Source organism: Viridibacillus sp. FSL R5-0888 (genome assembly GCF_038009105.1).
Taxonomy (GTDB): domain Bacteria; phylum Bacillota; class Bacilli; order Bacillales_A; family Planococcaceae; genus Viridibacillus; species Viridibacillus arenosi.
The window spans coordinates 1,972,670-1,994,092 of record NZ_JBBPAU010000001.1; the positions used below are offsets into that span (position 1 = coordinate 1,972,670).

18 protein-coding genes are annotated in these 21,423 nt (G+C 34.1%); 11 read left to right on the top strand and 7 right to left on the bottom strand.

The window, feature by feature from the left end; genetic code table 11:
• Positions 1 to 340: 340 nt before the first annotated feature.
• Positions 341 to 1,765 carry a DHA2 family efflux MFS transporter permease subunit gene (locus MKY02_RS09840; RefSeq protein WP_038182363.1) on the bottom strand — a complete coding sequence of 475 codons (1,425 nt, stop codon included), beginning with the start codon at positions 1,763 to 1,765 and terminating at the stop codon, positions 341 to 343.
• Positions 1,766 to 1,931: 166 nt separating this feature from the next.
• Here MKY02_RS09840 and MKY02_RS09845 point away from each other — a divergent pair, with 166 nt between their 5' ends.
• Positions 1,932 to 2,486 carry a TetR/AcrR family transcriptional regulator gene (locus MKY02_RS09845; RefSeq protein WP_076034792.1) on the top strand — a complete coding sequence of 185 codons (555 nt, stop codon included), beginning with the start codon at positions 1,932 to 1,934 and terminating at the stop codon, positions 2,484 to 2,486.
• A gap of 85 nt (positions 2,487 to 2,571) precedes the next feature.
• Here MKY02_RS09845 and MKY02_RS09850 read toward each other — a convergent pair whose 3' ends face one another.
• The 5 genes from MKY02_RS09850 to MKY02_RS09870 form a co-directional block, all read right to left on the bottom strand.
• On the bottom strand, positions 2,572 to 3,222 hold the full coding sequence (locus MKY02_RS09850; RefSeq protein WP_076065386.1) for a hypothetical protein: 651 nt from the start codon (positions 3,220 to 3,222) through the stop codon (positions 2,572 to 2,574).
• A 12-nt stretch (positions 3,223 to 3,234) separates the two neighbouring features.
• Complete coding sequence (locus tag MKY02_RS09855; protein ID WP_038182345.1) at positions 3,235 to 3,633, bottom strand: permease prefix domain 1-containing protein; 399 nt, start codon at positions 3,631 to 3,633, stop codon at positions 3,235 to 3,237.
• Positions 3,630 to 3,959 carry a PadR family transcriptional regulator gene (locus MKY02_RS09860; protein ID WP_038182342.1) on the bottom strand — a complete coding sequence of 110 codons (330 nt, stop codon included), beginning with the start codon at positions 3,957 to 3,959 and terminating at the stop codon, positions 3,630 to 3,632. The genes MKY02_RS09855 and MKY02_RS09860 overlap by 4 nt, the downstream gene beginning before the upstream one ends.
• Before the next feature lie 196 nt (positions 3,960 to 4,155).
• Positions 4,156 to 5,493: an aminotransferase-like domain-containing protein gene (locus tag MKY02_RS09865; protein WP_340711108.1), complete on the bottom strand. Its 1,338-nt coding sequence runs from the start codon at positions 5,491 to 5,493 to the stop codon at positions 4,156 to 4,158.
• Between the two features lie 242 nt (positions 5,494 to 5,735).
• Entirely contained in the window at positions 5,736 to 6,320 is a 585-nt protein-coding gene (locus MKY02_RS09870; RefSeq protein ID WP_038182336.1) for a LysE family transporter, read from the bottom strand.
• 117 nt (positions 6,321 to 6,437) lie between these two features.
• Here MKY02_RS09870 and MKY02_RS09875 point away from each other — a divergent pair, with 117 nt between their 5' ends.
• From MKY02_RS09875 to MKY02_RS09910, 8 genes are all read left to right on the top strand, one after another.
• Positions 6,438 to 6,992: a helix-turn-helix domain-containing protein gene (locus MKY02_RS09875; protein ID WP_038182335.1), complete on the top strand. Its 555-nt coding sequence runs from the start codon at positions 6,438 to 6,440 to the stop codon at positions 6,990 to 6,992.
• Between the two features lie 133 nt (positions 6,993 to 7,125).
• Positions 7,126 to 7,803, top strand: a complete 678-nt coding sequence (locus MKY02_RS09880; RefSeq protein WP_038182334.1) for a GNAT family N-acetyltransferase — start codon at positions 7,126 to 7,128, stop codon at positions 7,801 to 7,803.
• Between the two features lie 180 nt (positions 7,804 to 7,983).
• Entirely contained in the window at positions 7,984 to 8,895 is a 912-nt protein-coding gene (locus MKY02_RS09885; protein WP_038182333.1) for a DMT family transporter, read from the top strand.
• A 458-nt stretch (positions 8,896 to 9,353) separates the two neighbouring features.
• Positions 9,354 to 9,725: a hypothetical protein gene (locus MKY02_RS09890; protein WP_038182332.1), complete on the top strand. Its 372-nt coding sequence runs from the start codon at positions 9,354 to 9,356 to the stop codon at positions 9,723 to 9,725.
• Positions 9,726 to 9,952: 227 nt separating this feature from the next.
• Complete coding sequence (locus MKY02_RS09895; RefSeq protein ID WP_412104679.1) at positions 9,953 to 10,957, top strand: LacI family DNA-binding transcriptional regulator; 1,005 nt, start codon at positions 9,953 to 9,955, stop codon at positions 10,955 to 10,957.
• 171 nt (positions 10,958 to 11,128) lie between these two features.
• A complete protein-coding gene (locus MKY02_RS09900) occupies positions 11,129 to 12,514 on the top strand; it encodes a membrane protein (RefSeq protein ID WP_038182322.1) in 1,386 nt (461 codons plus the stop codon).
• Between the two features lie 18 nt (positions 12,515 to 12,532).
• The gene (locus tag MKY02_RS09905; protein WP_076034797.1) at positions 12,533 to 13,951 is read left to right on the top strand and encodes an aldehyde dehydrogenase family protein; all 1,419 of its coding nucleotides are present in this window, start codon (positions 12,533 to 12,535) and stop codon (positions 13,949 to 13,951) included.
• A 17-nt stretch (positions 13,952 to 13,968) separates the two neighbouring features.
• Entirely contained in the window at positions 13,969 to 15,150 is a 1,182-nt protein-coding gene (locus MKY02_RS09910; protein ID WP_340711111.1) for an iron-containing alcohol dehydrogenase, read from the top strand.
• Positions 15,151 to 15,405: 255 nt separating this feature from the next.
• Here the strand turns inward: MKY02_RS09910 and MKY02_RS09915 are convergent, their stop codons facing one another.
• The gene (locus MKY02_RS09915; RefSeq protein WP_340711112.1) at positions 15,406 to 18,000 is read right to left on the bottom strand and encodes an Ig-like domain-containing protein; all 2,595 of its coding nucleotides are present in this window, start codon (positions 17,998 to 18,000) and stop codon (positions 15,406 to 15,408) included.
• Between the two features lie 244 nt (positions 18,001 to 18,244).
• Between MKY02_RS09915 and MKY02_RS09920 the strand changes: the two genes are divergently transcribed.
• Together MKY02_RS09920 and MKY02_RS09925 are read left to right on the top strand one after the other, a co-directional pair.
• Complete coding sequence (locus tag MKY02_RS09920) at positions 18,245 to 18,973, top strand: sulfite exporter TauE/SafE family protein (RefSeq protein WP_038182311.1); 729 nt, start codon at positions 18,245 to 18,247, stop codon at positions 18,971 to 18,973.
• Positions 18,974 to 19,095: 122 nt separating this feature from the next.
• Positions 19,096 to 21,225 carry a type IA DNA topoisomerase gene (locus MKY02_RS09925; RefSeq protein WP_038182308.1) on the top strand — a complete coding sequence of 710 codons (2,130 nt, stop codon included), beginning with the start codon at positions 19,096 to 19,098 and terminating at the stop codon, positions 21,223 to 21,225.
• The last annotated feature ends 198 nt before the right edge of the window (positions 21,226 to 21,423 follow it).

Consider the following 21,423-nt stretch of genomic DNA (forward strand, 5'->3'; position numbering starts at 1 on the left):
TTACGGTAACGCGAATTTTGTCGTTATGTAGAACTATTATTAACAATTAGGGTTGGATTTTATGCATGAAGGATTATTCCAGAGATAATTAAATAGAGGACAAGATTTGATTTTGTTCTTTTTAGTTAATTAAGAAATGCAATATAAAATAAAAATAAATTCACTCTTACTAAATGAAGTTGTTTAATCAAAAATCTTTCAATTTAAATGGGATTCTTATCAATTACAATCAAAAACACCCTGTTCAAAATGAAATTTTTTGAACAGGGTGTTTTTTGATATAGTATAGTGTCCAAATCACAATATCTTTCTTTATATAAAAGAAGTGATTTTTAACATTTTACTTATTTTTTGACGGCGTAAACAAGGTGAAAACGAGGGCTATAATAGCTAAAATTGTCATGAAATAATAAGCATCACTTGAGCCTAAAATGGAAGCAGCTGTTCGAATCATATCAGAACTAGCGCCTGAATTCTCCTGCACTATTGTAAGGGCATGGTCTGCAGACTGCGCCGTATAAATTGTAATTACTACCGCAGTTCCGATTGCTCCGGCTAATTGGCGAACGGTATTATTGACCGCCGAGCCATGTGTTCCAAGTTCTTTTGGTAACGCATTAAGCCCCGCAGTATTCAAAGGCATTGTGAGAAAGCTTAAACCAATGCGAAGGAAAATCGTCCGGATCATTAAATACAAATACGTTGTTGATTCTGTTAAATCTGTTACAGCCCACATGGAAGGAATAATAAACATTAAACCAACAATAAACAAAGGCTTTGCACCAAATCGGTCATATAATTTACCAGTAACAGGTGACATAAAAGCATTCACGAGTGCCCCAGGTAATAACAATAGTCCAGCATCAAATGCTGTGAAACCTCGGCCGTTTTGTAAATAAATTGGAAGTAAAATCATATCCGCATACATTATTATCGTAATTAACACGTTTATCAGAGAAGTTGCTGTAAATACTTTATTTTTAAAGACAGATAAATTTAACAAGGGATCCTCTGAATAGAATTGTCGAATACAGAAAACAGCTGTAATAATCAACCCTAATACTAATGAAAGAATTACAACTACATCGCCCCAACCTTTACTGCCAGCATAACTAAAACCATATAAAACCAAACCAAATCCAATCGTTGATAAGATAACACTGAACACATCCAGCTTCGCCTTAGATGTTTCCGATACATTCATTAAATATTTCAATGCAAGTAAAATAACGATTACTACAAGCACAGATAGTCCTATAAATAACCAACGCCAAGAATAATATTCAATGACAAAACCTGATAACGTTGGTGCAATGGCAGGCGCGAAAATTATTGCTAAACCTAATAGTCCCATGATACTGCCGCGTTTTTCAACGGGGAAAATAACCAACACGACTCCCATCATTAGAGGCATTATTATCCCAGCACCTGCAGCTTGAATCATACGTCCAGCTAAAAGTACGCCAAAGCTTGGTGCCAAAGCACAGATGATAGAACCAATTAATAAAAGTAGCATTGCGCTCAAAAATAACTGACGAGTCGTAAAACGTTTCATTAAATAAGCAGTTGTTGGTACTAACACCCCATTAACGAGCATAAATCCTGTTGCAAGCCATTGTATCGTCGTTGCCGAAACATTAAAAATGTCCATTAAACTACTTAAGGCAACATTTAATAAAGTCTGATTCAATGTAGATAAAAAACAACCAAGAATTAAAACCGTTAATAATATTCCTTTATTGATTTCTTTATTCGTTTGTAGCATTTATGAAATCCTCTCTTTATTGCTTAATTGACACATAGTCGATAAAATATATGATAACAGTATTAAAATAAGTTGCCTATTCACAATATTAATGAATTTGTCGACTAAACAACGAAATAATAATTTTTGTTGATTAAATAAATGATAATCGATAAAGAGGGATAAAATGTCTATGCATAAAAAACAAGATCCACGTGCATTGCGCTCTAAAAAAATGATGAAAGATGCGGTATTTTCGTTACTTTCCGAAAATCAGGATGTTGCTCAACTGACTGTACAAAAAATTACAAATCGTGCGGAGCTCAATCGTGCCACGTTTTATTTACATTATGAGGATATTAACGATTTGATAAGTCAAATTGTACAAGAAATCTTCGACGAACTGTCGTTGAAAACTGAACCATTACTCCAAATAAAGAATTTAGATAAGCAGGAATATTTGCTGGGATTTTTAGATTATATATATGAATATCGGAAAATTTTTGCTGTATTTATAGGGCACAACGAGTTCAAAAACAGCTTATTTGAATTTTTGAAAAATGTAATACACATGCGACGTAGTGAAAGAAACATTGCCACTACAGAGAATACTGTAGCTTTGGAGATCATTGCAGCCTCTCTTTTAGGAATTATTAATTGGTGGATAAAGGATGGAATTCAATATAGTTCAGAATACGTTGCTAAACAAATTACCTCAATGTACAAAAAGAAGCCGTTATAAGTCAAATACAACAATGAACAGTATATACAAAAAGGCGCCAAGTAAATTGGCGCCTTTTCAGCATACAAATTGTTGTTCTCAATAATTAATGTTCATTAATATCTTTGTAAATTTTCTTTTTATAGACATAAAAGTACATACTAAGTGGCCACCACATCACTAAAAAGATTGGGTAAATAGCCCATATTGTTCCAGGGGAGGAGACAAAATTTACTGTTATGAAAAAGATACTAATTAGTATGCTTGCGTAAATAGAAAACGCTACGAAAGTTCTTTTTTTAGCATGATATAAAGCTAATGGCCACCACATTATTAAGAAAGCAGGGTAAATAGCCCATGGATATTGTGGTGAGAGTGTAATGTTTAGTATTGAATAATAGATGATTGTGGTTGCACAGAATATAAGTGCGATTTTTATAGATTTAGCTTTTTCTCCTAAAATCATAAGAATAGGCCAACATATAATTGGATAAACAGCGTACAAAAACCATAAATGGTTTGGTGAATATAAATAATTTTCTATAATGAGGAAAGAAATCAACATAATACTACAGAAAATCGAATGTTGTTTGTACATTTTCTTAGACATGAAGTAAAGGGTAATTGGCCATAGTATAAGCAGTAAACTAGGATAAATAAACCAGATATCATCTGGTGATGTTATAGAATTGGTGATTACTAAAAATAGAATAGTCATAATACTACCAGCTGCGGCAAAACTAATGTAATTTTTCATTTTCTATTTACCTCATTTCTTACGTGACCATACGAAGTACATTGATAGAGGCCACCATAAAATAGCGAAGATTGGATAGATTGCCCAAATTGTATTTGGAGTATAGTACAGGTTGATAAAAACAAAAAAGGCGATAATTAAACCGCTTCCCCAAATGGAAAACTCTAAATTTAATCTAGCCATGTTTTTCTTGGCAGGCTGCTTCACACCTAATTCTTTTTTTAATTCTTCAATATCTCCAAATTCAACTATGGCTTTATTAATTGCATCTTCTTCTTCCTTTCCATGTTCCATTAAATAGAACACTTTTTCTTCGAGATTTTGTATAATTTCTTGCTTAACCATCACTGTTTCGTTATTGCTAGGAATGTCCTTAAATAACTCATCAATATGATTTTTTAATTTCTTCATTCTAAACCCTCCATAAACAAGTTGATAATTTCCTTTACTTCCGTCCATTCACTTACAAGCTCTTTTAGATATGCTTTTCCTAATGTGGTAATGCGGTAATACTTTCTTTTTCCTCCATGAGAGATATCACCATAATATGCTTCAATAAGTTCTCTTTTTTCTAATCGTTGAAACACTGCGTATAAAGTTGCTTCTTTAATTTGAAAACGATTATTTGTACGTAAACTAATTTCCTGAGATATTTCATAACCATAGCGATCTTTCTCTAAAATCAGTCGTAAAATAATTGAATCCAAGTGTCCACGAATGATATCGCTTCTAACCATAAGTCACCTACTTAGATGTTATTGTTCTACCTGATAGAGTAATGTTAGCAAAAAGTACTCTGCCTGTCAAAGTAATTTTATAAAAAGAATTTTTATAGATGTATTCGATACTAGGAGTACTATATGAACAAGTCTTTAAACGGTTTTTATACAAAAAAAACTGAAACAAAACCATGGAGGTATTGTTTCAGTAACACTAAAAGTAGTTATCCAGATTGTTTAATGTATTCGCAATTTCTTTTATCCCACCTTCAATTTTCTCATCTTCTATCGTTGAGACATTAATTTTTAAAAAACGCTCACGATAAAAGTCGGTCAAATAGTTATGATCAATTGGGTTAAATAAAATTTGTTTTTGGCTTAAATAATGGATTATTCGATTTAAATCTACTTCTTTAGGAAAGACGATATGGCTATGCATACATATTTCTGAAGAAGCTTGGTACATAGGTAAATGTGTTTTTATCGAGTGCTGAAGAATTTTTCCACGTTTATGATAGTTTTCATGCACTTGTGCACGATATCGTTCGAACATGCCACTTTTTAAATAAAGTTCAAGTGCAGCTTGTGAAATCATAGAGCTGTCAATATCGGTCGTGTTTTTATGTTGTTGAAAAATGTTAATTAATACATTCGGTAAAATAGCAAATCCAATACGTAGTCCCGGGAACATGATTTTAGAAAAGCTTTTTAAATAGATAACTCTGTCATTTGTATCTATAGCGAACATTGGATCACGTTTTGAATTGTACTCAAAGTCAGCTAAAAAGTCATCTTCAACAATATAGACATCATACTGATTGGCCAAATAAAGAATCGCTTCTTTCTCCTTTTTACTATAAGAAGTACCTAAAGGATTATGGAACCGTGGCATTGTGTAGAAAAACTTAATCTCATTCTTACGGAAGATCTGCTCCAGTTCTTTTAAATCAATGCCATTTGTAGAGCGTTTAATACCTATAACAGGCAGTTTGTATGTTTTTAGAAAATCCATATATAAATGATAGCTTGGTTGTTCTACAAGTATAGTTTTGTGGTTGTTCGGGAAGGGCATAAGGCTAAGTAAGGATAGTGCTTGTTGTACACCTGAAGTAATAAAGATATTGCTGTTATCTGTAAATACTTGATACGATTCTAATAATTTCTTTGCCTCTGAGATTAATGAGGGTAATCCTTTAGCTGTACCATATTTAAATAAATCTGTTTGATATGTATCAATGGCTTTGTTCATGCAATGCTGAAAATCTTGATATGGGAATGCATGCCATGTTGGAGATGAAGTAGCGAAATCAATTATATTAGTTGATGTTGGTTTTTGTGCAATTTGATGGTCTACGACGTAATAGCCGCTTTTCGGAATAGCATATATTAAATGTTGGTCTTCAAGTTTTTGTAATGCTGTAAGAATAGTGCTTTTACTGCAAGAAAACTGTTGTGCTAATTGCCGAATTGCCGGTAATTTTGCACCAGATGGCAGGTCAGCATTATGTATACGGGTGCAAAGATCATGATAGATTAATTCATATTTGAGCATGTTGTGCCTCCTTGCAAATTTGTAGTTAACGAACAAAATAGTTTTTGAAATATAATAAAGTTCTTCAAAAATTGAAAAGGTAACTTCGAAATTCCGCATTACTAGTAATGGTGATTGCCATAAGATTTGTCGGGTAGTTGAATATTTCTCAAATTTGATTAAAACAAGTAGTTAGCCTTTAAACAAAAAAGCGACCGAATCTTGTCGCTTTTATCTATTAAAACATTCATTCTACTATTATTCTATTTGATAAGAATTGAAAAAGCACTATATGCCAATAAAACGGCCATAACTATATTAAATTGTTGCCTGTAATGTAATAAGTGCTTTTGAAAAATAGAACCAAATAAACTCCAACTAAATGTACTCATTACACCAACCATTCCTAAAAATACTGAGAAAAGAAAGTAGCTGGAATATGAATTGTAGTAGGGGAGAATGAAAGTTGATACTACTGTAATACCAAAAAGAATACCTTTTGGATTAACAAATTGTAACAAGATACCTATGAAGAAACCTTTACTTTTACCTTCATCATTGCCACTGTCATGATCCTTACTAGTAAGGATTTTATAAGCCAAATATAACATATAAGCCACACCAAAAATCGTCAAAGGAAGTTCAATTATTGGCAGAGCACTTATAAGGATGTTATTTAAAAAAGTACACAATAATGTGATGGCAAAAAATCCAACACCTACTCCTAGACAAAACCTAAATGTCTTTTTATAACCATGTTTATTCGCAAACGCCATTGACATGATATTATTGGGACCTGGGGTGAAACTGGAAATAAAAACAAATAATAAAAATGAAAATATAGGCATATAGGGACCTCCCTTTAAATTCGTATGTTATAATGTTCGAAATAAACAATATAACGACTACGTGCTTTTTATTATACATAAAGGTCGTTATATTGTACACAGAATAGGAGTGAGTTTATGGAAGAAATACAACTTATTCTTGCAAAGAATTTAAAAGCGATTAGAGAGAAAGAAAAATTAAGTTTGGAGAAGGTATCTCAACTAAGTGGAGTAAGTAAAACGATGATAGGGCAAATAGAAAGAGGAGAGTCAAGTCCAACTCTGACTACGATTTGGAAAATAGCTAATGGATTAAAGATATCCTTTACTTCACTAATAAATAATCCACAACCAGATACTAAAGTTGTTTTAAAAAGTGAAATTCAAGTATTGTCTGAAGACAATGGACGTTATAGAGTCTATCCCTCATTTCCTTTCCAAGAGGATAGACGCTTTGAAGTTTACTCGGTTGAAATAGAAAAAGAAGGGGCATTAAGCTCTGATTCTCATAGAGAGGGAACTGAGGAATTTATCACTGTTTTTGATGGAGAAGTAACGATTAGTGTAAGTGACAGTAGTTATATTTTAAAAAGTGGTGACTCAATCAGATTTAAGGCTGACAGACCTCACAAATATCATAATTCGGGGGACACTTTAACACGTTTAAGTATGACAATCTATTATCCGACCTAGCAATACTTTTTTTGAGATCTAAAGTACAGACAGCTCATTTTTCATCTTCAATTAAAAGGACAGAGAAATAAAAAGTTTTTTTCAAAGACAAAAACGAGCCTAAATTGACATGTTTAATTATGGAGGAATGTTTATGTTATCTGAAATAGAATTAATGGAACACCATGTGAATGTGTTATTTAAACATGATTTTGAAAATCGAGTAACAGTTATAAATGAACCACCATACGATGTTGCACCAAGAATTTTCATTGGAGGTACTAACTTGGGAAGTTTAGTGAGATATTCCAATACGCTGGAAGAGGACCTTGTAGAGAAGTTAGAACAGGCAATAGGAACAAAACCAGGTGCTGAACTAGGGGAAGTAATCAATGTTTTAAGTAGTGACCGTCAAATAAATAATTTATGGATAGGTCCTGCATATGTATTTCCAGATGTAAGAGATAGGGCTGATACTCAAGCAATACAAGTAACTCATGAAAACAAAGAAATGTTAAAGCCTTATTTTCCATATACATTTGAGGATTTTGAGTATAAGCAACCTTGTTTTGTAATAGTTGAGGAAAATATGCCCGTTTCGATTTGCTGTAGTGCTAGGAAGACCACAAAAGCAGACGAAGCAAGTGTATACACACTTGAAGATTATCGTGGTAGAGGATACGGTATAGATGTTACAAATGCTTGGGCAACAGAGGTACAAAAACAAGGACGAATTGCTCTATATAGCACTTCGTGGGATAATTTTGCATCCCAATCTGTGGCAAGGAAGCTAAATTTGCTTCAGTATGGAACAGACATTCATATTACTTAAAGTAACCTTAATGCAATAGACATTTTTTCAACAAACGTACTTAAGTTAAAAAAATGAAATATCTATATATGCTAAACACATCTGTATCGGTACAGATGTGTTTTTTTGTAGTCGTCTAAATATGTGTTTTTTAATACGATAGTTGTACCGGCCGGATTAATCGAAAAGAGGTAATATCGTATGAAAGAAATGAGAAAAGCATATATCGCAGCAATTATATATGCCCTAATAATTGGACTTTCCTTTATGTTTGTCAAAATTGCACTAACGGTGGCAAGTCCATTAGAAACACTGGCACATCGTTTTACAGTTGCATGGATTGTAGCAACGATTTTTCTGTTACTTAGTAAAAATAAACTACAAATTGGATGGAAGGATTTACAAAGAATTCTTCCTTTAGCATTACTTTATCCTATTTTATTTTTTGCTTTCCAAGTGTTTGGTCTAGCGCGTACTTCGTCTTCAGAAGCAGGCATTATTCAAGCTACTATTCCGATTTTCACATTACTGTTAGCTAGTATAATCTTGAAAGAAAATACTTCATTTAAACAGCTAATATGCGTTAGCTTATCAGTACTTGGGGTCATCTTTATCTTCATGATGAACGGGGTAGGGACAGCTAAGGTTAGCTTCATTGGAAGTGGATTTATCTTGTTATCAGCCATTACATCAGCACTTTATAATGTTTTTGCAAGAAAGTTAACGCAACAGTATTCATTGTTTACTTTAACGTATATAATGACACTTTTTGGATTTATAGGTTTTAACGGTATTGCCATTAGTATGAATGTTGTCAATGGTACTACGAAACAATTCTTCCAACCTTTTATGCATTTAGATTTTGTTTTAGCAATTGTCTATTTAGGTATTCTTTCTTCACTTATTACTTCGTTTTTATCTAATTATGCGTTATCGAAAATGGCTGCATCTAAAATGAGTGTTTTCAGTAATGTTGCGACGCTCATTACGATTTTAGCAGGAGTTCTTTTTCTACAAGAGGAATTTCACTATTATCATTTAGTAGGAGCACTAGTGATCATAATCGGAGTCATAGGGACGAATTATTTTGGGAGAGTGGTAAAAAAGGTATAGTAGGAGACATATGACCAGTACTAATAATTCAAACCTCAATCGACTTCGTTGATATCAGAAAACTGTATCCAAGGGAAATGTTCTGTTTATACTAAAGAATCAAGTGGTAACGATAGCTTAAATATTCGACTTGGAGAACAATATTTTGAATCTGATAAAGGTCATTTTGATATAAAAGATGGTTCGTAGTATTGTAAAGTAACGCATTATGAAAATACAGAATGGTCTACTGATATAAAAGTTTATAAAAAAAAGGTGGAAGAATTGTAGTTTCTTATTAAGCAGCGATAATATGTCGCTGCTCTTTTATATTCCAATAATTTTATACATATGATATCAACTATTGAAGCATATTCTAATATAAGTAATTATCAATATTTCAATTATATATAAAAAAATATGACGACATCAGCTTTTTTGCCATTGTTTAAAATACTTTTGAAAAAAGGGGAGTTTTATTGAAACGGAAAATGATAAATACCATCGTTTTCTTTTGCTTATCAATCATGTTATTCGGATGTACTAGTGATGAAGAGCGTATTGATGTGTCATTTGAATTATCAAATGATATTAAAGTAAATGTAACTCAAGTAGCAAAAGATTATCTTATTAAAAATAATTGTGGAACTTCAGAATCAATCCAAGTTGAAACAGCCAGTATTACTGACCATTTAGTCAATGCATCAGACGGAATTTCAAAACCAAAAGATATTGGGCAAGTAGTATACAAAGTAACTTTTAAAGACAAATCGCATGTCGCTACTGGTTTACCAGAAGTTTTGATTAAAAAAGATAATAATCGTGTAGTTGGGTTTACTGTAGGGAAATGAACTATATAAGACATAAAGATATAATTTACAGTTTGCAATTCGTTAGATATATGCAAGCTGTTATATTTTATTTTAATTTTGGTAGATAACTAGAATAGTAATCTTAAATTTTTGATTGAACTTTTTGCGTATTATCTGAATTCATATAACAAACAAACTGGTAGAAAACTTTACTGAATTGCCGTTTTCCATGTATATTTAAGAGAGAAATTAAAGGAAAAGGGGCAATGATAGTGGTTTCTTCAAAAGATGTTGCCAAACATGCAGGAGTTTCACAAACGACTGTTTCACGAGTACTAAATACACCTGATCTAGTTAAGCAGAAAACAAAAGATAAAGTATTAAAAGCAATTGAAAAATTAAGCTATGTACCAGATGCTAATGCACGCTCACTAGTACAGAAAAAAACTGGAGTCATCACGCTCTTATCAGGGCCATTACATAATCCTTTCTTTGTAGATACTACAACTGCAATTGTTAACTATGCAAACGAAAATGGATATAGAGTTAATGTTCACTTTGTGAATGATAAAAAGCTATCGGAAGCATATTCATCAGCAATTGAAAACAAAGTTGATGGCATGATTTTGTCATGCATTTTATTAGATGACCCGATTTTTGAAAGATTAAAAAAGATGTCTATTCCATTTATAACGTATAACCGTAAACATAAAAATGAAGAACTCTTTGTAGAAATTGACAATGAGGAGGCAGGTTTTTTAGCTGCGGAGCATTTAATTCAACTTGGCCATAAAGATATTGCATGGGTTGGAGGTCCTTTAACGGTGAGTACATTTAAAAATCGTTTTGAAGGATACAAAAAAGCATTGAAAAAATATCGAATTATTGAGAATCCCTTATATATTTTCCATACAGATTCAACTAAAAATGATATTCAAAAAGCGTTTGAAACATTGCAGAAATGTAAAGAAAAACCAACCGCCATTTGTAGTGGGGCAGACTCAGTAGCATTTAATTTAATGAATAATGCCTTAAGCTCTGGATTAAAAATACCGGAAGATATTAGTATAATTGGAATTGATAATGTGGATTTGAGTAACCATGGAGCTATGCAATTGACAACGGTTGGGAGTATTACAGAAAATAACTTAGGACGTCTGGCCATTGAAAAGCTTATTGAGATGATCGAGCTAGAAAAAAGTACTTGCATACAAATAACTGAATCTGTTAAAGTCTTTTTAAGAAATACAACAGCTAAAAGAAAAGATTGAATCTTTTCTATTTTATAAAATGAATACGTAACCATTTTGGTTAGCTTTTATTTTTGATGTGAAATGGTTACGTATTCATTTGAGCTATTTGTATTTTGATATGTGTTGGATTTTTTATTTCGTTCAACATGTAAGGGGTTACATAAACAACACAAAGGGGAGAAATGATTCATGCTATGGAAAAAACGTGCGTATGGAGAAGAATCACCGTATATACCAGCTGGACCATTCAAAATTAGAATGCCGTTCATTCACTACAAATTTGAATGGCCGGATTATGTGCAAGGGTTATTAATGTGTGCGGTTGATCTTTCAGCAATACCGTTAATGACAGAAGTATTGGGGATGCCTTTTGAAGTTGCGTTAGCAATTGTTATGGCAAACGGAGTATTTTATTTACTACATCATCTTTTAGGGGACCCAGTAGTACCAGGATGGATTACACCAGCTATTCCGTTACTTGTGTTGTATGTACAAGAGTTTGCAGAGGGACAAGATCGAATACATGCCCTCATAGCCTTCCAGATGACACTCGGGATACTGTCGTTACTGCTCGGAGCAACAGGGCTTGCCACAAAAGTTGTTCGATTAATCCCTCCAGCAATGAAATCAGGCATCATTTTAGGTGCTGGCTTTGCTGCAATTATTTCAGTATTCCAAGTAGGCGGTAAATTTGATACGTTCCCATGGACAATCACAATCGCTGTTGGGATCGGATTTTACTTATTATTCTCGAAACAATTTGCGAAGTTACAAAACAAAAACGGCATATTACGCATCATTGGTAAATTAGGTGTACTTCCAGTTATTTTATTGGCAGTAATCGTTGCGCCAATCTTTGGAGAAGCACATTGGCCAGCAATTGAATGGGGCTTTTCAAAACCAGATTTTATAACACTTTGGAATGAATATACAGTGTTCGGAATTGGGCTACCACCTTTAAAAACATTCTTAATGGCTATTCCAACTGTAATCGCAGCATACATCGTATTATTCGGTGAAATTTTACAAGCTAAAGCATTAATTGATGAAGCACAAGTAGCTAGACCTGATGAGAAAATTGATTACAATGCGAACCGTGCTCACTGGATTTTCGGTATCCGTAACTCTGCAATGAGTATTCTTGGACCAGACGTATCGATGTGTGGACCGATGTGGGCAGCGATGCAAGTTGTCACTGTAGAACGATTCAAAAAAGGCCGAAAAGCGATGGACTCGTTCTTCGGAGGTATTGGTTCATTCCGTTGGGGTACAAATACAGGCTTATTATTACTACCAATTGTAAGTCTTGTACAACCGATTCTTGGTGTTGCCTTAGCGTTAACGATGTTAATTCAAGGCTTTGTAAGTGTTAAAGTAGGTGTTCTAGAAGCGAGAAGTCAACGTGATTTAGGTGTTGCAGGTGTTATAGGTGCAGTGCTTTGTATTAAAGGCGCAACTTGGGGCTTTGCAGTAGGAATTCTTCTATGCTTACTAATTTACGGGAAAGATTTCTTCAAAGGAGAAGTTGATAATACTTTTGTTAAAGATAGTGAAGAAAATAAAGAAATCGCTTAAAAAGGGAGATTTTGCTTTATGGAAAAAAGTTATTATGTGAACGGTGAATGGAAAAAATCAGTACAATACGCAGAATTAGCATCACCACATACAAAAGAGATTATTGCAAAAATTCCACAGGCTACTAGAATTGAAGTTGAGGAAGCTATCAATATTGCTTACGAAGCTAGAGTGGAAATGGCCAAACTAACTGCTTATGAAAGAGCAGCTATTCTTGAAGATATTACGAGATTATTTATCGAAAATAGAGAAGAAGCGGCTGAAATTATATCTATTGAAGCAGCAAAACCGTTGAAATTTGCATTGGGCGAAATTGATCGCACGATTGAAACCTATAAATTTGCTGCTGAAGAAGCAAAACGTCTTACTGGCGAAATGATTCCAATGGATGCTGCCAAAAATGGTGGGAACCGTTTAGGATACACAATTGAGCAGCCAATTGGAGTAGTTGGTGCTATTACACCATTTAACTTTCCACAAAATCTAGTAGCGCATAAGGTAGGACCAGCTATTGCTGCTGGTAATACAATTGTTTTGAAACCAGCATCACAAACACCTCTTTCAGCATTGTTTTTAGCGAAATTAATCGATCAAACAGCTTTACCAAAAGGTGCGTTTAATGTAGTAACTGGTGGGGGTAAAACAGTTGGTGACGCATTAGTGGAAAGCGATAAAGTTAGCATGATTACCTTTACGGGTAGCCCGGCTGTAGGCATTGGAATTCGCAATAAAGCAGGTTTAAAGAAAGTGGCATTAGAATTAGGCTCAAACGCAGGCCTTATTATTGATAAGAATGTCAATATTGATGAAATCGTTTCAAAATGCGTGAGTGGCGCATTTTCAAATCAAGGTCAAGTATGTATTTCACTACAACGTATTTATGTAATGGATGAGCTTGCGGAAGAATTCCTTTCTAAATTTGTTGAGAAAACAAAAGAGTTAGTCATAGGTAATCCATTAGATTTAACAACTGATGTTTCTGCAATGATTCATGAAAAGGAACAACAACGTGCAACTGACTGGGTAAATGAAGCAGTGGAAGCAGGTGCTTCAGTATTAATCGGTGGTAAAGTTGAAAATGATGTTTTCATGCCAACCATTTTGGAAAATGTAGCAGAAGATGCAAAGCTTTCATGCCAAGAAGTTTTTGCACCTGTAGTTATTGTGAACAGAATTTCTTCCGTTGAAGAAGGCATTCAAGCAATTAACAACTCAAACTACGGTTTGCAAGCGGGCATTTTCACGAGCGATATTAAGACAGCATTTAAAGCTTCGAAAGAATTAGAAGTTGGTGGAGTTATGATCAACGATATTCCTACTTACCGTATTGACCAAATGCCTTATGGTGGTGTCAAAGAAAGTGGCACTGGTAAAGAAGGGTTGAAATACGCCATTCATGAAATGACCGAAACAAAACTTGTTGTCTGGAATCAATAAAAAGGGGAGCGATTGCAATGTCTGAAAAAATTACTTTTGCACCAATTAGCTATACTGGTTGGGGCTCATTAGAACATTTAGAAGAAGAAGTTAAACGATTTAATGCACAAAAAATTCTACTAGTAACAGATCCATTCTTAGAAGAACTAGGGTTAACAAATAATATAGTTGTACCACTTGAAAAAGCAGGTTTGGAGGTTGATATTTACACTGAAGTTGTACCTGAACCACCTTTAGCAATTGGTGAAAAAGTTGTTGCCTATACGAGAGAGCATCAATTCGATTTAGTTATTGGTCTTGGAGGGGGTAGTGCATTAGATTTAACAAAAATTGCAGGTGTGTTAGCTACTCATGAAGGTAAAGTTGAAGACTATTTAAATTTAACTGGGACGAAGGAAATTCAATCAAAAGGTATTCCAACCATTCTTGTGCCAACTACATCAGGTACTGGCTCTGAAATTACGAATATTTCAGTGCTATCATTAGAAACAACAAAAGATGTTATTGCACATGATTATTTACTTGCTGATGTGGCAATTGTAGACCCTGCATTAACAATTTCTTTACCTCCAAAAATTACTGCTGCAACGGGTGTCGATGCACTTACACATGCAGTTGAAGCATACATTTCAAAATTTGCTAGTCCAGTTTCAGATGCATTAGCACTACAAGCAATTCGTTTAATAAGCAATTCTATTCGTACAGCTGTAAAAAATGGTACGGATAAACAAGCTCGTTCAGATATGAGTTATGGTAGCTACTTAGCAGGACTTGCCTTCTTTAATGCAGGCGTAGCAGGCGTACATGCATTAGCTTATCCAATCGGAGGTCAATTCCATATTGCTCATGGTGACTCAAATGCCGTACTTCTTCCATATGTAATGGGCTATATTCGTCAAAGCTGTGAAAAACGTATGAAAGATATATATGAAGCAATGGGCTTTAGCGCTACAAACCTTTCACAAACAGAAGCATCATATAAATGTGTGATTGAGTTAAAACGACTTGTAGAAGACGTTAATATTCCATCTACTTTAAAAGGCTTTAATATTACGAAAGATGCTTTAGAAGGACTTACAAATGATGCGATTGAACAAAAACGTATTCTAGCTAGAAGTCCACTACCATTGTTAAAAGAAGACATCTATGCGATTTATAAATCAGCATTTAATGGTGTTATTGTAGAGAAACAAAAATAGTTTTATATAGAAGGATGTACAGCTGCTAGATGAGCAACAGATCGTAACACGAATAAAAAATGAAGTATATTACCGATATATGGATAAGGGATTTATCGAGTAGTTTTATTGTGGAAATGTGAGTTGTTAGAAATAGCTTTGTTGATTATGGAATTTGTAAGCCGTATCTCTATCACATTTCTGAACAATGAATAAACATCATAAATAACCTCAAAAAAAGGAAGCAATATATATTGCTTCCCTTTTTTCTGTGCCTTATTTTATTGTAAATTTCTTTACTTTACTTTTATTACCTACTTTATCTTTTGCATAGATCGATAATGTAGTGCCTACTTTTTGGCGAGGTATTTGTACACGTACATAGCCTGATTTTTTCGCTGTTGTTTTCTTCACTAACTTTTTGCCGTTATAAATGTAAACTGTTGCACTGCTTTCAGATTTTACATTCATAACAGATGCCGATGTAATCGATATATTTGATACTGGGGGTGGGGTCGTATCCTTTACAATAATCGTTTTCTTTTTACTTGTTTCCCCAAGTGGGTTTTTAGCATAAAAAGTTACTTTCGCACCTGCTTTTTGTCGAGGAATGTAAAATTGGAATGTACCATCATCGGAAGTCCATGTTACCATTGCTTTTTTACCAGGTATTTTTAAGACGAAATCTACATATGGCTCTGCTTTACCAGAAATCATTACATCCGCATCTCCAAGAGTATGAACTACTGGAGTTTTCGGTGCTTGTTTGTAAATATTAGAAACGGTAAATTTATAGGTCTCTTTTAAGCCTGCATAATCTTCTGCAATGACTTTGTACGTGCCATTTTTTGTAGCAGTAAAAGTGGCATTACTAGATTGTAATATTGACCCATCTGGTAATGTAAGTTTTTTAATACCTACATTATCAGTTGCATTAATTGTCAATGTGACATTCTTTTTAGTTGGTTTTGTTGTGCTTGGTTTTACGTTTAGTTTTGGTGATGAAAAATCAATATCGTCGACAAAAATATCTTCTGTCCGTACATTGCCGAATATATCTTCTATTTCTACCAAATGGCTCCCGTTTTTATTTAACGTAAATGTTGCATAGGCCTTATTTACAACTGTTCCATTCGGTAATGTAATCGATCGAATACCAGTATTATCAGTAGCTTGAATATTGATAGTAACGGTGTTTAGATTTTTATCATAGTTTTTCGTAATGGTAGCGAGTTTTGGCATTTCATAATTAACAACTCTTATCTCCTTTAACAGACCTGTATCGGATAAATTTCCAGAGTTTTTACTACGTGCTTCTACTCTTATGGAATAACTACCTGAACGTGTCGGTTTTAACACGAAGCTACGAGTAGTACTAAATGGTTGGTGAATTGTATAGGAACCTGTTGTCGCAACAGAAAATTGATATTCAACGTCACTACCTTTTGCTGCATTCGCAGTGAAAATATATTTAGTAGGAGCACCATCGTCGTTCACAGATAGGGACAAATCTGAGGCTGGTTGTGCTAGTGTAGTGAAATGGTAGTTTATGGCATTGTCTTGTGTCGCACCTAGATAACCTACTACTGCACCGTTAGCAATATTCAAAGTATAATCTGTAAAATATTGTAATTCTTTTGGTTGAATTGTTACTACATTCTTTTTAATCTTAACATTGATTGGTACTTCTCCATTGGAATCAGTTAGAGTAAATTTGTCTGTATTAGAGTTGGAAATATTATGGTTGAAATAAATCTTAAAAGTACTGTCTAATGGTATATATTTAACACCATCTTGAAAATTTTCAACATAATGACTGTTATAGCGATTTGTTGCTTCATATGTAGATTTCACGAGTGTTAGTGCATTAGATTGCAATGACTCATTAAAACGAACGGAATATTTAGCCTTTGCATCTTCTGTGATAGTTAGCAATCCATCATCTACAAATACTTCTTTCGCTAATTGTGTGCCGTAGAGTGTATATAAGAATTCATTTGTTTCATAAGAATAAACATCAACACCTGAGTCAGTGCTTGCCGCAAATGTGAATTCGTCATTAAAGGCAAAGTCGTTATACCATTCACCAAAATCAAATTTAAAAGTCATATCACCAGATTCTACGGATGTTAAACTATACGCCGTTCCTAAATTATATAATCTTAATCCATCGGGTGATAAACTTGATGTTTGATCTATTGCATAATCCCCATGATCAGGTGAGTCATAGCTTGCTGTAATAATCCCATGATTTATTTCTTTCGTTTTAATATCGGTGGGTGAGCTACTATTAGAAATTGTATAAAGTTTCGATAATTCTTCATTGTAGACAACAGTCGATTGTTCATATATAGATGAGTTTTTTTTATTTTCCACACGCTGTTTTGTAGCTAAATTATATACGAGAATGTTATTATGTTGCCCTGAACCTGGTGTTATGTATAAATAGTTATCTTTATCCACGGCAATATCATATGGATCAGTTTCAATATCTATAACATCTTCGATTGTAAAGTTCGTTGTCTTTACTACGGCAATGGCTCCGATTTCTGGGCTTTCTGTCGAGTGTGTATGATTTTGTTTTAGTTGTGTGACATAAAGCTTTTCGTTTCTCAATGTCAAACGTTCCGCTGCATAAGGGAGCTTCAGCGACTTTATTTGCCCAGTTTTATAATAGTGTGCATAAATTGTTTTACTCCCCAAATCTGTCATGTAAAGAATATCGTGATCTTTATCTAGTTCTGTATCAAAGGGCGTAAAATTAAGCTTTGTTACTTTTTCAGCTGCTTTCGCTTCATTATTTAGAGAAAACGTAAATATACATAATAACCCTAAAAATGATATTAGAATAACTTTATTAAAAAATTTCAAATAATATCTCCTCCAGTTCACTTTGAAAATTATAACATTTAATAAGTAGATTTACTTATAAATTATCAATTTTTTATCATTTTATTAAAAATTTCAGAAATCTAAACATTTGTTATGGAGAGTAGTATTTTAGAAGGAAACTTGTAATGCTTAAGTTTGAGGACTAATTAAGATGCAGTTTAATAAATATCAGTCATAAAATGATAAAATACTAGTAAGTGTATATTTATATAGGAGGGTTGTTTTGGGGACTGTATTCATCTTTATATGTATTATTCTAGTGGCTTCTATTTTACAATCAAGCACTGGTTTTGGTTTTTCTATAATGGCGACACCGTTCTTGTTAATGTTATTTCAACCGCAAGAAGCTATACAAATTAATATTATTTTATCTTTAATTATCTCTGTAGCGTTAATTTTGAAAATACGTCATGACATTGATATGTTTCTATTAAAAAGAATTATTTTAGGAAGTATAGTTGGTGTACCAATAGGTATATTCATCTTTATGTCGATGAATATACATGCTTTAAAATTAGGGGTTAGCATACTCCTTTTACTATTGACTTTATTATTGATATGCAATTTCAAAGTGAAAGCAACACCAATTAGGGATTACATAGTAGGGGGTATTTCAGGAGTTTTGACTACAAGTATAGGTATGCCTGGGCCGCCATTATTGCTTTACTTTACAGGAACAGATACTGAAAAAGGAAAGCTAAGAGCAACGACATTAGCCTTTTATCTCTTTATATATTTTATCAGTCTAATAACTCAAATCATCTTTACTGGAACTAGCAAACACATATGGCAATCAAGTCTATATGCGATTCCCATCGTATTTATCGGTTTGTTTATAGGGCAAATTATTTTCAAATGGATAAACCAACGGGTCTTTAGAATATTTACTTATATTCTTTTGATATGTACAGGACTTTTTCTATTAATTGAAAGTTTAAGTTCTTTAGTATAGTAAACTCTATTCCGAACGTTTCAAAAGTCATCTCACTTTTGAAACGTTTTTCAAGTTCTCCAATAGCCAGCCGAACAAATTTTCGGTATGATACGAGTAAGGATATAAATAGAGGTGTTAGTATGGGACTTACAGTGATTTTAGCTGAAAAACCATCGCAGGCGAAAGCTTATGCAGATGCTTTTCAAGTAGCAAAGAAAACAAAACATTACATAGAACTTGCCCCAAATCAGACGTTTCCAGAAGGAGCGACGATTACTTGGGGGATAGGGCATTTAGTTGAATTAAAACAACCCGCAGATTACAAGCCAGAATGGAAGCGCTGGTCTCTGGCACAATTGCCAATGATACCGGATAACTACGAATTCCGAGTGGCGAAAGGCAAGTGGGATCAGTTTCAAGAGGTAAAGCGGTTGTTTAAAGAAGCACATGTGCTTATTAACGCATGCGATGTGGACAGAGAAGGATCTAATATTTTTTATTCTATCTATCGTCAAACAGGTGTGCGTCAGAAGCCAGTTCAGCGACTTTGGATAAATTCACTTGAGGTAGATGAGATACGCAAAGGGTTCGCCAATTTGCGAAATAATGATAAGGATCTACTGTTGTATCATGAAGCGCAGGCACGTCAAATCAGTGATTGGCTCGTTGGGATGAATGCAAGCCGCTTATACACGATGCTGCTGAAGGCAAAGGGTCTAAATGAAACGATGTCGATTGGTCGTGTGCAATCGCCAACAGTTTATATGATTTATCAAAGACAACAAGAAATCGAACATTTTAAACCGACTAATTTCTATGAACTAACTGCTGAATTTTTAGCTGAAAAAGGGCCGTATAAAGGGAAAGCGGCTATTAAGAAGGATAAGCGAGAGGAAGTCGAGCAAATACTGCATCAAGCTTGTATTGCTGAAGGTGAAATTCTGCCGGGTGTGATTCAAGATGTTAAAAAAGCGCGAAAGCACATTAAACCTCCGAAGTTACATGCTCTTTCTACATTACAAGCTAAAGCCAATAAAATATGGAAATACAGTCCAGCAAAAGTGTTGGATGTTGTACAAGGTTTGTATGAGAAAAAGCTAGTCTCTTATCCAAGATCAGATTGTCAGTATATAACTGAAGCCGAATTTAGTTATCTGGTTGACAGAGTAGCGGATTATCAGAAAATCGTTGATAAACCATTTGAGATTGCAAATGCACGTCCTCAAAAGCGTTATGTAGATAATGCACAAGTGGAAGAGCACTATGCCATCATCCCAACAAAAACAATTCCTACGGCTGCAAAAGTACAAGGCTTATCGCCAATGGAACGAAATATTTACTTTGAAATAGTGAAGAGTGCATTGGCGATGTTCCATAGAGATCATGTATATGAAGAAACGACGATCATGACGAATGTGAAGGCAGTCGATTTTAAAACAGTTGGCAAAGTGGAGCTAGATCCAGGATTTAAAACACTATGGAGTGGGAGTGAACCGACAAAGAAAAAGGATGAAGAACCATTATTACCTCGAGTAAGTGTGAATGAGGTAGTAGAGTCAAAAGTTGCTATTCATGAAGGGACAACCCAGCCTCCAAAGCCTTATTCGGAAGGACAGCTTGTGCAAATGATGAAAACCTGTGGAAAGCTCGTGGATGATGAGAGCGCTAGCGATATTTTGAAGGAAGTGGAAGGGCTCGGTACTGAAGCAACACGTTCAGGTATTATTGAGACGATAAAACGCCATGGTTATATAGACGTGACAAAAAATATCGTTTCAATAACAGATAAAGGACGCGTATTATGCCAGACGATTGAAGGGTCACTATTATCAAGTCCTACAATGACCGCGAAATGGGAGACTTATTTGCGGAAAATTGGTAATGGTACAGGTTCAAAAGAAGCTTTCATACAAAATGTCTGCAAGTTTTTAAATCATTTAATAGAAGTAACTCCAAAAATGGTAGAGAAAACGGATATTCAAGCAGCCGCTGAGGGTAGTGCTTCCAATGAACCACTTGGACTTTGCCCAATCTGTAAAAAAGGACAGATGTTATCTCGTAAAAGTTTTTATGGCTGCTCGAATTATAAAGCAGGCTGTAAGTTTACTGTATCTAAAACAGTTGCAGGTAAAAAACTATCACCGAAGCAGGTGTCAGACCTTTGTCAAGACGGTGTGACAAAGGAAATGAAAGGCTTTAAATCGAAGAAAGGTTCAATGTTTAGTGCGAAGTTGAAGCTAGTTGAAGGTAAGATTGTGTTTGAGTTTTAGTACTAAAAAGTAACTTGTAGTAGTTATAATATTGTTGGTTTGTGTGCTAGGGTTTTATGAGGGAAGCCCTTAAAGTTCCATTTAATTAAAGTTCGATACTCCTTTAAGAAAGCTACAGTTCAGCGTGAAAGATTTTAAAATAGAGCGTGTGAAAAGATATAATGAAGAAATTTTTAGAGTGTAAGTAGTATGGAATTG